The 12754-nt window shown below is 64.4% G+C and carries 15 protein-coding genes; 13 read left to right on the top strand and 2 right to left on the bottom strand.

Annotation, left to right across the window (positions count from 1 at the left end; translation table 11 throughout):
- Positions 1-65 precede the first annotated feature (65 nt).
- The 4 genes from ACZ9GA_RS12050 (at position 66) to ACZ9GA_RS12035 (ending at position 2661) form a co-directional block, all read left to right on the top strand.
- Positions 66-1106: a hypothetical protein gene (locus tag ACZ9GA_RS12050; RefSeq protein ID WP_457362457.1), complete on the top strand. Its 1041-nt coding sequence runs from the start codon at positions 66-68 to the stop codon at positions 1104-1106.
- Complete coding sequence (locus tag ACZ9GA_RS12045; RefSeq protein ID WP_455921054.1) at positions 1096-1713, top strand: trimeric intracellular cation channel family protein; 618 nt, start codon at positions 1096-1098, stop codon at positions 1711-1713. The genes ACZ9GA_RS12050 and ACZ9GA_RS12045 overlap by 11 nt, the downstream gene beginning before the upstream one ends.
- Positions 1714-2020: 307 nt before the next feature.
- Positions 2021-2251, top strand: coding sequence for a type II toxin-antitoxin system VapB family antitoxin (vapB, locus tag ACZ9GA_RS12040; protein ID WP_457362458.1), 231 nt, complete (start codon positions 2021-2023; stop codon positions 2249-2251).
- Positions 2248-2661 (top strand): type II toxin-antitoxin system VapC family toxin, encoded by a 414-nt coding sequence (locus tag ACZ9GA_RS12035; protein WP_457362459.1) that lies wholly within the window; start codon positions 2248-2250, stop codon positions 2659-2661. Before vapB ends, ACZ9GA_RS12035 begins: the two co-directional genes overlap by 4 nt.
- A 134-nt stretch (positions 2662-2795) precedes the next feature.
- On the opposite strand, the gene ACZ9GA_RS12030 is transcribed toward ACZ9GA_RS12035, so the two are convergent.
- Both ACZ9GA_RS12030 and gspG read right to left on the bottom strand, forming a co-directional pair.
- Complete coding sequence (locus ACZ9GA_RS12030; protein WP_457362460.1) at positions 2796-3983, bottom strand: type II secretion system F family protein; 1188 nt, start codon at positions 3981-3983, stop codon at positions 2796-2798.
- A 12-nt stretch (positions 3984-3995) separates the two neighbouring features.
- Positions 3996-4430 (bottom strand): type II secretion system major pseudopilin GspG, encoded by a 435-nt coding sequence (gene gspG / locus ACZ9GA_RS12025; RefSeq protein ID WP_457362461.1) that lies wholly within the window; start codon positions 4428-4430, stop codon positions 3996-3998.
- 189 nt (positions 4431-4619) lie between these two features.
- On the opposite strand from gspG, the gene ACZ9GA_RS12020 reads away from it, so the two are divergent.
- From ACZ9GA_RS12020 to ACZ9GA_RS11980, 9 genes are all read left to right on the top strand, one after another.
- Positions 4620-5228, top strand: a complete 609-nt coding sequence (locus ACZ9GA_RS12020) for a transglycosylase SLT domain-containing protein (RefSeq protein ID WP_457362462.1) — start codon at positions 4620-4622, stop codon at positions 5226-5228.
- A 139-nt stretch (positions 5229-5367) separates the two neighbouring features.
- A complete protein-coding gene (locus tag ACZ9GA_RS12015; RefSeq protein WP_457362463.1) occupies positions 5368-6042 on the top strand; it encodes an SCO family protein in 675 nt (224 codons plus the stop codon).
- Between the two features lie 198 nt (positions 6043-6240).
- Positions 6241-6774: a response regulator gene (locus ACZ9GA_RS12010; protein WP_457362464.1), complete on the top strand. Its 534-nt coding sequence runs from the start codon at positions 6241-6243 to the stop codon at positions 6772-6774.
- A gap of 66 nt (positions 6775-6840) precedes the next feature.
- Entirely contained in the window at positions 6841-8547 is a 1707-nt protein-coding gene (locus tag ACZ9GA_RS12005; RefSeq protein WP_457362465.1) for a GspE/PulE family protein, read from the top strand.
- Positions 8528-9328, top strand: a complete 801-nt coding sequence (locus ACZ9GA_RS12000) for a hypothetical protein (protein WP_457362466.1) — start codon at positions 8528-8530, stop codon at positions 9326-9328. The genes ACZ9GA_RS12005 and ACZ9GA_RS12000 overlap by 20 nt, the downstream gene beginning before the upstream one ends.
- Before the next feature lies 1 nt (position 9329).
- The gene (locus ACZ9GA_RS11995; protein WP_457362467.1) at positions 9330-9881 is read left to right on the top strand and encodes a pilus assembly protein; all 552 of its coding nucleotides are present in this window, start codon (positions 9330-9332) and stop codon (positions 9879-9881) included.
- Positions 9868-10416 (top strand): GspMb/PilO family protein, encoded by a 549-nt coding sequence (locus tag ACZ9GA_RS11990; RefSeq protein WP_457362468.1) that lies wholly within the window; start codon positions 9868-9870, stop codon positions 10414-10416. The genes ACZ9GA_RS11995 and ACZ9GA_RS11990 overlap by 14 nt, the downstream gene beginning before the upstream one ends.
- The gene (locus ACZ9GA_RS11985) at positions 10416-10910 is read left to right on the top strand and encodes a hypothetical protein (RefSeq protein ID WP_457362469.1); all 495 of its coding nucleotides are present in this window, start codon (positions 10416-10418) and stop codon (positions 10908-10910) included. Before ACZ9GA_RS11990 ends, ACZ9GA_RS11985 begins: the two co-directional genes overlap by 1 nt.
- Entirely contained in the window at positions 10907-12754 is a 1848-nt protein-coding gene (locus ACZ9GA_RS11980; RefSeq protein WP_457362470.1) for a secretin N-terminal domain-containing protein, read from the top strand. Before ACZ9GA_RS11985 ends, ACZ9GA_RS11980 begins: the two co-directional genes overlap by 4 nt.

Here is a 12754-nt window from a genome sequence, read left to right as displayed (position 1 = left end):
GCATCGTTGCGCCGCCCTATACTCAAGGCATGTCCCTTGTCATTTGACGATACGGAGCCGCGGCGGTGTCCTTGCGCGCACTGGTGTTTGCCCTGACCCTGCTGCTGACCGCCTGCGCCGGCCGCACGCTGCTGGCAACGGCGCCGGTCAACCCGGCCACCTGGCAGCAAGTGGATGCGCAGATTGTTCAGGCCTCCAGCGACGCGCGCCAGCAAGCGCTGGTGTACGCGAAGGGCTCCATGGACCAGTGGCGCACCCGCGTCTATCAGCAGACCGACGAAGTGTTCATCCCCTGGTTCGACAGTTACTGGACCCAGGAATGGTTGTCGATGCGGGTAAGCTGGTACACCCTCAGCGCCGGCAAGGATAACGACGCCCCCGCCCGGCGCCTGGAGGCCTACCTGCAAGACCAGTATCACCACCGGGTGCTGGCCCCGGTGGCGGTGGACATCGAACCCAATGCCATTGCCGTGCAGGCCACTGACTTCTACCTGCAATTGCTCAGCACTCAGGTGGCCGATATCGGCCGCCAGCACAACCTGCCCGAATCCCAATACGCTCAACACTTGGCAGGCATCGTGGTGATCCCCGAAGGCAATGTCAGCCTGTACCAGCTGACCCACACCCAGCCACCCACCAAAGTGCCCGGCTACGCGACCCTGCTCAAGCGCCTGCAAGCGGGCGCCCAGGCCAGCCCGGCAGGCTTGGCCAACGTGGCCAAGGCGACCAACACCAAGCTGCAAGGGCAGATGAGTACCCGCGGCGCCGGAGGCATTGCGGCGGCAGTGGCGGGCAAGATCGTCGGGCCGCTGATTTCCATCGGCATGGCCGGCATCCGCGCCATCGTCCACGCCGGCGAACGCCCGGATACCGAAGCCCAATTGCGCCACGATCTGGGCGCGGCGTTCGACCAGGCCTGGTTCAAGGTGCTGCAAGACCCGACCGGCGGCGTCATGGCCGGCGTCAATAGCCTGGCAGATACCCTGGAGGCGCGGCTGAGCAGCCCGAGCGTTTCGCAATGGCTTGATAAACACTCACGCATCGCTGCCGGGGAATTCTGGCAACATGGCGCGCACGCCGGTTCAGGAAGCAACCATGGGTTTTGAAGCGTTCCGTTACATCGATTTACTGGGCACCTTTGTCTTCGCCCTCAGCGGCGCGCTGGCGGCCATCGACCGGCGCCTGGACCTGTTTGGCGTGGTCGTCATCGCCTTCGTCACCGCCTGTGGCGGCGGGGTGATCCGCGACCTGTGCATCGGCGCGCTGCCGCCGGCCGGCCTGACCAACCTGGCTTACGTCGCCGTGGTCGGCCTGGCCGTGACCCTGGCCGGCTGTTTCCAGACGCAGCTGCAACGCCTGACCCACCCCACGCTGTTCTTCGACGCCATCGGCCTGGGCTTCTTCGCCGCCTTCGGCGTGCACAAGGTCTACACCCTGATCCCCGACGTGGAACTGGCCGTGCTGCTGGGCGTGGTCAGTGCCGTGGGCGGCGGTATTCTGCGCGACGTGTTGCTGGGCCGCGTACCGGTGATCCTCAGCAAAGACATCTACGCCTCGGCGGCGCTGCTGTGCGCGCTGGTGCAGTTGTGCGGCGAGCTGCAGTGGTTGAACCCGCAGTTCAGTGCCTGGGTGGGGATCGCGTTGTGCACGGGGTTGCGCATGTTGTCGTTGCGCTATGGGTGGAATTTGCCGGGGATCAGGAAGGTGTTGTAAGAACGCCTCACCGATCCAATGCCAAATCCTGTAGCCGCAGCCTGGCGGCAGCGGCTACGAGTTGGGCGGCGTGGCTTCGAGGTGTAGGTCTTGAGGGGTGCAGGGTGCTTGAGATCGAGCGCCGCCCGCGCGGCGCTTCCCAGGCTTCGCCTGGTCCCACATCTGTTTCGGGCCAGTTTTGTCTGTGGCAGTGCCTGGTCCGCCTTGTTTGCATGGCATTACTCCCCAGTGTAAAGGGCATATGCTTTGCATAGGCCTAACGTTTGACGCATACTGCATAGGTCTGACATAGGCCGAGGCCACGATCATGCGCATTGTCTCCATATTCAAAAACGGCAAAAACCAGGCGATTCGCTTGCCCAACGACATGGCGTTCGATGGGGTCGGCGAGCTTGAAATCAGCCGCGAAGGCGACACCATCACGTTGCGTCCCGTGCGCCCTTCGTGGCAGTCCTTCGCCGAGTTGCCCCATGCTGACGACGACTTTCTTCAAGAGCGTCCCGATATCATCGACGACGATGGCAGGTTCAGCTTGTGACGACGTACATGCTGGATACCTGTATTTGCTCCTTCATCATGCGCGAGCGTCCGGCCTGTGTGCTGCAACGGTTGACACAGGCAGCCACGCGCAATGACCGAATCGTCATCTCTGCCATCACCTATGCCGAGATGCGTTACGGTCAAATTGGCAAGAAAGCGTCGCCCCATCACAAAACAATGGTCGATGAATTCGTGCGGCGCCTCGACGCCGTCCTGCCGTGGGGGCAGGCGGCCATTGATCATACAATCCAGATCAAGGCCCAGCTGACCGCAGCGGGAACGCCCATCGGCCAGAATGACACGGCTATTGCTGGGCATGCCCTGGCAGAGCAGTGCACGTTGGTGACCAACAATACGCGTGAGTTTTCGCGGGTGGTGGGGTTGGTGTATGAGGATTGGGTTCATTGAGCGCGATCAATCCCATGTAGCCGCTGCCGCAGGCTGCGCTGGCCCTGGTGTGCGCTAAAGATCTTCAGTGTACTCAGGGGCCAGCGCAGCCTGGCGGCAGCGGCTACGGGGTTGGCGGTGCGGCTTGTCCTTAATCAATGAATACTCGACGCCAACTCGAATATCGGGATGTACATCAATATCACGATCACCCCGATCAACAACCCGATAAACGTCATCAGCAGCGGCTCGAACAACCGCACGAACCACTCCACCCAGCGGCTGACTTCCTCGTCGTAGAAATCGGCGCTGCGTTCCATCATCTGCCCCACGTTGCCCGATTGCTCGCCCGCGCGCAGCAAGCGCAGTGACACCGGCGTCACCAGCTGGTTGCGCTCCAGCGCCGAGGACAGCGCCTGGCCTTCGCGCACGCGGGCGGCAGCCTGGTCCAGGCGGTGGGCCGATTGCGCGGTCAACAGGCCGCGGGCCATGTCCATGGCCGTGAGGATGGGGATGCCGCCTTGCAGCAGGATGCCCAGCGAGCGGTAGAACCGCGCCAACTCGTACATCACGATGCGTTGGTGGATGGCCGGCACCCGTTCGATCATGCGCCCCAAAAATCGCCGGAACGCCGGTTGGCGTTGCCCCATTACGCAGGCAGCTACCAGCACGGCCAATGCCACGCCGAACTCTCCCTGATGTTGATGCAGGAACAGGCCGGCATTCATCAGTACCTGGGACAGCCACGGCAGGTTGTCGCCCAGGCCTTCGAACACCAGGCTGAAGCGCGGCACCACATAGCCCATCAGGAACAGCACCACGCCACCGCCGACGATCAGCAGCAGCAACGGGTAAATCGAGGCGCTGACGATCTTCTGCCGTACCACGTCCATGCGCTGCCGATAGGCGACGTAGCGGGCGAGGGCGTCGCTGACGGCGCCGGTCTTCTCGCTGGATTGCACCAGCGCCACGTATAAAGGCGGGAACACCGAGGGCAGCTGGCTCAGGGCCAGGGAGAAGGATTTGCCCTCATATAACAGGCGCACCACCTCGCTCAGGGTTTTGCGCGCCTGGGCCGCGGTTTCCTTTTCCGCCAGGCTTTCCAGGGCGTCGATCAGCGGCAGGCCGGCGTTGAGCAGGGTGCTCAATTCCTGGCTGAACAGCACCAGGTTGAAGGTTTCACCGGCGTGCAGGCGCCAGGTGCGCCAGCGCTGTTCGGCGCGCACGCTGACCACGCGCATGCCCTGGTCCTCGGCGATTCGCCGGGCCTCGCTGGCAGCCGTGGCCTCGATGGCCATCGACACCACCACCCCTTTGCTCAGAGCCTTGAGTTGAAAGCGCATGGCCGTTCCTCACTATTGCCAGTTGGTCACTTCAGCGTTTTCACCTTCACCACCCGCCTGGCCGTCCTTGCCCAGGGAGAACAGGTCATATTCGCTGTGTTCGCCGGGGTAGCGGTACACGTAACTGCGACCCCAGGGGTCTTGCGGCAGCTTTTTCTGCAGGTACGGCCCGGTCCAGCGGCTTTCCTCCGGTGGCGCCACCACCAGCGCCTGCAACCCTTGCTCGGTGGAGGGGTAGTGACCGACCTCCAGGCGATAAAGGTCCAGCGCCTTGCCCAGGCCTTCGAGCTGCGCCTTGGCGACCTTGGTTTCGGAACGGCCCAACTGGGCAAAGTATTTAGGCGCGACGATGCCGGCCAGCAGGCCCAGCACCACCAGCACCACCAGCAGTTCAAGCAGGGTAAAACCACGGTGGCGTCGGGGCAGGGGAAGGCTTATCGGTTTCATGGTGACCTCGTGGGGGTTAGTACCGGTGCTGGGGTGATGCAATTGCCATGCTAACCCCCACACAAAGGTGTAAATACCAGCCTATTCAATGGGTTACTGAATCGGCACGACCTTTGCGTACTACCCCTTCGACCGCTGCCATTGGGGCATAACCCCCACTTTCCGGGAGCGGCGCAGGGGAGAACCACCATGCGAATCACTACCACGCTCTTTTTGGCCAGCCTGGCCATCAGCGGCGCCGCCCAGGCCGATATGTATGTGTCCCGGGACGCCAACGGCGGTTATGTGTTGTCCAATGTGATGCGCCCTGGGCGCCACTATGAGCGCGTTATCCGCGAGCCGGCCAGCGTCGCTGCCGTCGCCAGCTTCACGCCCAGTTCACCGCAGATGATCGCCAGCGCGCCGTTCGCCGAAGTCGTGCAGGCCGCCGCCGTCGCCAATCAACTGCCCGCCGCGCTGCTGCACGCGGTAATCGACAACGAGTCCCACTACAACCCCAAGGCCCGGTCACCCAAGGGCGCCGGTGGCCTGATGCAACTGATGCCGGAAACGGCGCGGGAACTGGGGGTGGCTGACGTCTATGACCCTGCCGCCAACATCCAGGGCGGGGCGCGTTACCTCAAGCGCCTGATGACCCTGTTCGACAACGACATGGCGCTGGCGGTGGCCGCCTATAACGCCGGCCCCGAAGCCGTGCTGAGCCGCGGCAAGGTGATACCGCCATTTGCCGAAACCCAGCGTTATGTGCCCAATGTAATGCGCCAGTACCGGCGTTTGCAGGGCCTGGCCCAGGACTGAAAGCGGGGAAACGGGTGGGGCATTTGCCCCACTGCATGAACTAGTTTCCATAAGCCCTTGAAAGGCAATGCAACAGCGGCTGGCATGGCGATTGCGTAAACGATTGCGTAGCACGTTGTCAGCGCGAATGAGGTGCACTATGTTTCAGAAGCCGGTGTCATGGCTGTTGAGCGCCTGCGCGCTGCTGGTGGCGTGCGCCCCGGGGCAGCGAATGGAGAACACCCGGGTGAACTTCGCCGACGTGCCATTGCTGGACCAGGCGGGGCAAACGGTGCGGCTGGAACGCGACCTGCTGGCCCACAAAATCGTGGTGCTGGGGTTCGTCTACAGCCAGTGCGCCGGCCCGTGTGCCCAGGTGCCACAGGTCATGACCCAGATGCACGCGTTGCTGGGCCCACGGGTAGGCAAGGACGTGCAACTGGTGTCGCTGAGCCTGGACCCCTGGCGCGATGACCCGCCACGGCTGGCGGCGTACGCCGCGCAGTATGGCGCAGGCCCCGGCTGGCGCTGGCTGACCGGCACGCCCCAGGCGGTGCAGGCCACCGTGCAGGGCCTGGTGGGCAGGCCGTTGGGCCTGGATGAAACGTTGCCGCTGATATTGGTGGGCGACGGCGACAAGCCGCAATGGACCGGCTACTACGGCCTGGCCGAACCGGCCGAGCTGGTGCGGGAGGTGGAGACCCTGAGCAGCCTGAACCGCGAGCGCCGGCGCACCGTGGTAGCCGGAACGAACTCGGGCAGCGAGCCCTTGGTCAAAGTTTTTCAAGTGAAGTGCGATGGGCAGACTATGTTGTCTGAGGATTGTCCCCACTAATGGGGGATATCATAGTGCTATCACCACGACGGTTCCCCACTTCTGGGGAAAGGATTTTCAAGCCGCCTGCAGGGACAGCAAAATCAATGGGTTAGCGCGGTAAAAAAGCGTCATCGTGTCTGGCATGAAGTGTGCTCTTGTCCTTGTGAGGGCGCGCTTCGACCGGTCAACCGACCTGAGAGTTCCACGGAGTCGACCTTGTTTAACAGAATACTGGTTGTGGAAGACGAACAGATCCTTGCGCAGAACCTGGAAGTGTACCTCCAGGCGCAAGGCCTGGATGTCCGTGTTGCCCACGACGGGGCAAAGGCGATCGGCATGGCCGAAAGCTTCGACCCCGACGTCATGGTGCTCGATTACCGTTTGCCCGATATGGAAGGTTTCCAGGTACTCGATGCCGTCCGCCAGGACAGGAAGTGTTTTTACGTGCTGATCACCGCCCACCCGACCGCCGAGGTCTGTGAGCGGGCCCGGGACCTTGGGGTCAGCCACATCCTGTTCAAGCCGTTTCCGTTGGCGGAGCTGGCCCGAGCCGTGTGTGACCTGCTGGGTTTCAAACGTGAGCCCCGTGCGGGGGTAACCATGTCCGAAGGCTTCGTCGAACGCCGCCAGAGCAAGAACGAGAGTTTCCCGCTGCAGTTGTATGACGGCAGTTGGGTGTTGGGGGATCGCCGCCGGCATGGTGTGCGCCCCTTGGCTTCCGACGACGAGCAACTGCTTACCGGGGATTAGTGACGCGGCGGACCTCCCCCGACGCGTCGATAGGGCCACCCGGCCCCGGGCGTTGGAGAGCAGGTCATGGAACGTTTGTCACTCGCCGTGGAGCCGCCGTTGCCGGCCCCCGCACCGACTCGATTCAACCGTGAACAATTGGCCCTGGCCAAGAACGATGCCGCCCAGTCCGGCGAGCGCATGCTGCAATCGCTGCAGACGCTGAGCGAACTGGCGGGCCCGGCTTTCGTCGCCTGCCTGGGGCAGACCCTGCATTACCCCGTGCTGGATACCGCCAGCCTGTTTGCCGCCACCCCCGCCTTTGACCGTGTCAGCCTGGCCCAGGCCATCAAGCGCGAGTTCGTGCTGCTGCATCACGACGGCCAGCTGGTGGGCGTGTTCGCCGATCCCTTCGACACCTCACGCCTGACCTGGATCGACGAAGCCCTGCGCGGCGCGCCGCTGTACCTGGCCCAGCTGGACGACCTCAAGGCCTACCTGGCCCGCCACGAAGAAAGCTTCCACGCGGTGGACGCCCTTGACGCCCAGGCCGACGCCAGCGCTAGCAACGACAGCCTGCACAGCCTGTCGCTGGCCAGCATCAGCGAAGACGCCAGCACCGTGGTCAAGCTGGTCAACTCCACCCTCTACGACGCCCTGAAGATGCACGCCAGTGACATCCACCTAGGCACCACCGGCACCGGCCTTGCCATCAAGTACCGCATCGACGGCGTGCTCAACAACATCAGCAAGATCCAGGGCTGCGAGTTCGCCGAGCAGGTGATTTCCCGGGTCAAGGTAATGGCCGAACTCGACATCGGCGAGAAGCGCGTGCCCCAGGACGGTCGCTTCAAGGTGGGCATCAACGGCCGCCAGATCGACTTCCGTATCTCGATCATGCCCAGCATCTTCGGTGAAGACGCCGTGCTACGGGTGCTGGACAAGCAGGACCTGAGCGACAAGGTCAGCGGCGTGCAACTGCAAGCCCTGGGCTTTGCTGACGAAACCCTGCGCAGCCTGCGCCGCCTGGCCGCCGAACCCTACGGGATGGTGCTGGTGACCGGCCCCACCGGCAGCGGCAAGACCACCACCCTGTACGCCATGATCACCGAGATCAACCACGGCGTGGACAAGATCATCACCATCGAAGACCCGGTGGAGTACCAACTGCCCGGCGTGCTGCAGATCCCGGTCAACGAGAAGAAGGGTCTGACCTTCGCCCGCGGCCTGCGCTCGATCCTGCGTCATGACCCGGACAAGATCATGGTCGGCGAGATCCGCGACCCCGACACCGCGCAAATCGCCGTGCAGTCGGCACTCACCGGCCACTTGGTGTTCACCACCATCCACGCCAACAACGTGTTCGACGTGATCGGCCGCTTCACCCAGATGGAAATCGACCCCTACAGCCTGGTCTCGGCCCTCAACGCAGTGCTGGCCCAGCGTTTGATCCGCCTGGTGTGCAGCCACTGCAGCGCCCCGGTGACCCCGGACGAGGAAACCCTGCTGGCCGCCGGCCTCAACCCGGCCCAGGTCGGCCACTACCACTTTGTCCACGGCAAGGGTTGCGGCCATTGCCGCGGCACCGGCTACCGCGGGCGCACGGCGATTGCCGAACTGCTGCACCTGGACGACGAACTGCGGCAGATGATCGTCGAACGCCAACCCATCGCCCGCATCAAGGCCCACGCGTGCAGCCGCGGTCTGCGGTTGCTGCGTGAGTCGGCGCTGGAACTGGTCCGCGAGGGCCGCACCACCCTGGAGGAGATCAATCGTGTCACTTTTGTCGCGTGATCAAATGATTGCCGTGCTCGGCGCCAGCAGCGTCGGCCTGGGGATGCGTCAGGGCAGCCAACTGCGCTGGCTGGGCAGCGTCGGTTTCATCGACGAAGGCCCGGGTGCCTGGGCCGTGGCGCTGGACACCCTGCAACGCCTGCTCAGCGAACACGCCCCGGCGCGTGCCTCGCTGCAAGTGGTGCTGTCGGCCCACCTGTGCCGCTTCTGCCTGGTGCCCTGGAGCGAGCAGATCCAGCGCCCTGACGAGTTGCAGGCGTTTACTCACGCTTGCCTTGAGGACCTGTACGGTGCCCCCGGCCAGGCCTGGGCCGTGACCCTGTCGCCGGCACCGGCCGGCCAGCCACGCATCGCCAGCGCCATGCCGCAGGCATTGCTTGAGCAACTGCGCAGCCTGGCCAAGGCCCGCCGCCTGCGCCTGGCCGCCGTGCAGCCGTACCTGATGGTGGCCTTCAACCGCTTCGTGCGGCCCCAGGCCGGTGACGACTTCCTGTTCGTGCTGGCCGAGCCACAGCGCAGCGTGCTGCTGACCGTGCAACAACGGCGCTGGGCTGGCGTGCGTTCGGTCGGCAGCGCCGACAGCGACGCAGCCCTGGCTGCCCTGATCGGTCGCGAACGCCACCTGCAAGCCGGCAGCTTTGATGCCCAGCAACTGTTTGTGCATGCCCCGGCGCGCCTGGATGCGCCGGCCCAGGTGCCCGACGCCCAGGCGTGCGGGTTGGACGATAACCAGTTGAGCGTGCGTGACGGCTTGTACGTCATGGCACGGGCGGTGGCCTGACATGCGCGCCCTGACCCTGGATTTTCAGCCCCACCCACGCTTTGCCGGCCTTGGCTGGTGCCTGCTGGCCGCCGCCGTGGCCCTGGCTGCCGGTTGCCTGGTGGCCCAGCAACAGATGGACGCCCAGACCGTGGCCCAGCAACACGAACTGCACCAGGCCCGCCAGCAACTGGGCGACGACAACGCCGCCAGCCTCAAGGCCAGCCTGACCCCGGCCCAAGTCCGCGAACAGGAACAGAACCTGGCCGAGATGCGCAAAGTGTCACAACAGCTGCGCCGCCCCTGGGAGCGCCTGTTCGCCATGCTCGAAGGCCTGCCGCGCACCGACATCGCGCTGCTGGCCCTGACCCCCGACGCCCATAAGGGCCAGGTGCGCATCACCGCCCAGGCCCGCAACCTGGAAGCCATGCTGGCGTTCCACCGCCAGTTGGAAGCCAGTGACGAATTGAGCGACGTGTCGCTGCTCAACCACGAAATCGATGCCGAGGCGCCTGAGCACCCGGTGCAGTTCAACCTGTCGGCTACCTGGGAGATCAACGATGGCGCTCAATAGATTGATCGTCCACGAACACCTCAAGGGCATCGGCGTGGCCGGCCTTGTGGGCAGCGGCCTGCTGCTGGCCGTCGGCGCCTATGCGGTGCTCACCCTGGTGCCGGCGTGGCACGCCCTGGACGATCTGCGCGAGCAGACCCGCCAGGCCGACGACTACGTGGCCCAGGTGGAGCAGGGCAGTGCCGCCGCCCCGGTGGTGCCGCAGCACCAGCTGGACGAGTTCCACCGCAAGCTGCCCGCCCAGCAGCAGGCCACCGTGGCCATCGACAAGGTCTACGCCCTGGCCGCCGAGGAGCACATCACCCTGGCGCGCGGCGACTACGCCCTGGGCATCGACCCCAAGACCCACCTGGCGCGCTACCAGATCCTGTTGCCGGTGCACGGCAGCTACCCGCAACTGCGGCGCTTCCTGCACGCCTTGCTGGGTCAGTTGCCGGCGGTGGTGGTGGAAGACGTCGAATTGCAGCGCAAGCGCATCGATGAAACCGACCTGAGCGGACGGATCCGCATGACCCTTTACCTGTCGAGGTCATGATGAATACCCGTCGCGTAATGGGCTGGACTGCGTTCTTCGCAGTGGCCGGCGCCCTGGCCTGGTACCCCGATCTGTTCATGAAGCAAGACGACCCCGCGCCGGCGCAAGCCAGCCGGGTGCCGTCCAGCGCACCCGCAGCACCCGCCCAGGCGCCCTTGCGCGACCTGAGCCCCGGCGCCGACCTGTTCGCCGCCCAGACCTGGGCCGTGCTGGCGCCTGCGCCCACCGCCGAGGAACTGGCCGCGCTGCAACAGCAGCAACAGGCCGCACCGGCCCCGACCGCGCCACCGATGCCGTTCCAGTTCATCGGGCGCCTGGATGACAACCGTGACCTGCAAGTGTTTCTGCAGAACGGCGAAAAACTATACGTCGTACGCAAAGGAGATGTGATCGACGACACCTGGCGGATCGAGAGCATTAACGACAAGGCACTGAGCCTGGTCTATCTGCCGTTGCATTTGACCCAGACCTTGTCTGTGGGGAGTAACCCATGAACGCACCTCGCTTAATGCTCACCAGCCTTGCCATGTGTGTGGCCCTCGCGGCTTGCAGTACCGCCAAAGTCGCCAACCAGGAAGGCAATGACCTGATCGAACACGGCCAATACGAAGCCGGCCTTGCCCGTATCGAAGACGGCCTGCGTCAGAACCCGCGCGATACGCAACTGCACCTGGCCCTGAGCAACGGCAAGGTGCGGGCGGTGAAAGACCTGATGAAGCAGGGCGATGTGGCCCGTGCCGACCATGACGTGGCCACGGCTCGCCAGGCCTACGGCCGGGTGCTGAACATCGAACCGGCCAACGGCCGCGCCAAGGACGCCCTGAACCAGCTGGATTACCTGCGCACCCTGGACGAGAAACTGGAGCTGGCCCGTGGCGACCTGCGCCGCGGCGACATTTTCACCGCCGACCGCCAGGTGCGGCAGATTCTGGAACTGGACCCGCGCCACGAAGGCGCCCTGGAGCTGCGCAGCCAGATTCAGCTGGTGCAAAGCCGCAACCAGATCACCTACCCGCAACTGCGCAGCAAGCTGGACCGGCCGGTGACCCTGGAGTTTCGCGACGCCAACATCAAGTCGATCTTCGAAGTGCTGTCCCAGGTCGCCGGCCTGAACTTCATCTTCGACAAAGACCTGCGCCCGGACCTCAAGGCCACCATCTTCGTGCGTGACGTGCGCATCGAGGACGCCGTGCAGATGCTGCTGTCGCAGAACCAGCTGCACCAGAAAGTGGTGAACGAGAACACCCTGCTGATCTACCCGGACTCGCCGCAGAAGGTCAAGGACTACCAGGAGCTGGTGATGCGCACCTTCTACCTGACCAACATCGACGCCAACACCGCGCTGAACATGGTCAAGACCATGCTCAAGACCCGCGACGTGTTCGTCGACGAGCGCCTCAACACCCTGACCATGCGCGACACCGAAGACGCGATCCGCATGGCCGAGAAACTGCTGCAGGCGCAGGACCAGTCCAACCCTGAAGTGGTGCTGGAAGTGGAAGTGATGGAAGTGGCCCGCCAGCGCATCCTCGACCTGGGCCTGCAATGGCCCAGCACCTTCGGCATCGTCAACGGCGACGGCAGCGCGGTCAGCGTGCTGTCCCAGCTGCGCGGCATCAACGCCGGGCGCATCTCGATCTCGCCGTCGCCACAGCTGAAAATCAACGCCCAGGACAACGGCGTCAACACCCTGGCAAGCCCCGTGATCCGGGTCAGCAACCGTGAACAGGCGCGTATCCACATCGGTCAGCGCGTGCCGATCATCAGCGCCACCTCGGTGCCGTCGACTCAAGGCCCGGTGATCACTGAAAGCGTCACCTACCTGGACGTGGGTCTGAAACTCGAGGTGCAACCCATCGTGCACCTGAACAACGAAGTGGCGATCAAGATTGCCTTGGAAGTCAGTAACGCCACCCCGCTGGAACCGACCCGCCAGGGCACCATCCCGGTTCAGGTGGACACCCGCAACGCCCAGACCACCCTGCGCCTGCACGACGGCGAAACCCAGGTACTGGCGGGCCTGGTGCGCAACGACCACGCCGACACCGGCAACAAGATCCCAGGCCTGGGCGATATCCCGGGGGTAGGGCGGCTGTTCGGCAGCAACAAGGACACCTTCGCCAAGTCCGAGCTGGTGCTGTCGATCACCCCGCGCATCGTGCGCAACCTGCCGTACCAGAGCCCGTCGGACATGGAGTTCTCCACCGGCACCGAGACCAGCATGCACGTGCAGGCCCCGGACCGCTCGATGCAAACCGTCGAGCAGCCACGGGCCCTGCCGGCCAACAGTGCGGCCACGCCGGTAGCGGTCACCGTGCCAGCCGTCGAGAGGCCATAA

The organism is Pseudomonas sp. TE3644, from assembly GCF_056278815.1.
This window is presented reverse-complemented; position numbering and strand designations above follow the sequence as displayed.

Coding starts and splice junctions, on each gene's coding strand:
- ACZ9GA_RS12015 (WP_457362463.1), top strand. CDS start 5,368: ATGTTTCAGAAGCCGGTGTCATGGCTGTTGAGCGCCTGCGCGCTGCTG.
- ACZ9GA_RS12030 (WP_457362460.1), bottom strand. CDS start 3,983: ATGCGCTTTCAACTCAAGGCTCTGAGCAAAGGGGTGGTGGTGTCGATG.
- ACZ9GA_RS11995 (WP_457362467.1), top strand. CDS start 9,330: ATGCGCGCCCTGACCCTGGATTTTCAGCCCCACCCACGCTTTGCCGGC.
- ACZ9GA_RS11990 (WP_457362468.1), top strand. CDS start 9,868: ATGGCGCTCAATAGATTGATCGTCCACGAACACCTCAAGGGCATCGGC.
- ACZ9GA_RS12005 (WP_457362465.1), top strand. CDS start 6,841: ATGGAACGTTTGTCACTCGCCGTGGAGCCGCCGTTGCCGGCCCCCGCA.
- ACZ9GA_RS12045 (WP_455921054.1), top strand. CDS start 1,096: ATGGGTTTTGAAGCGTTCCGTTACATCGATTTACTGGGCACCTTTGTC.
- vapB (WP_457362458.1), top strand. CDS start 2,021: ATGCGCATTGTCTCCATATTCAAAAACGGCAAAAACCAGGCGATTCGC.
- ACZ9GA_RS12020 (WP_457362462.1), top strand. CDS start 4,620: ATGCGAATCACTACCACGCTCTTTTTGGCCAGCCTGGCCATCAGCGGC.
- ACZ9GA_RS11985 (WP_457362469.1), top strand. CDS start 10,416: ATGAATACCCGTCGCGTAATGGGCTGGACTGCGTTCTTCGCAGTGGCC.
- gspG (WP_457362461.1), bottom strand. CDS start 4,430: ATGAAACCGATAAGCCTTCCCCTGCCCCGACGCCACCGTGGTTTTACC.
- ACZ9GA_RS11980 (WP_457362470.1), top strand. CDS start 10,907: ATGAACGCACCTCGCTTAATGCTCACCAGCCTTGCCATGTGTGTGGCC.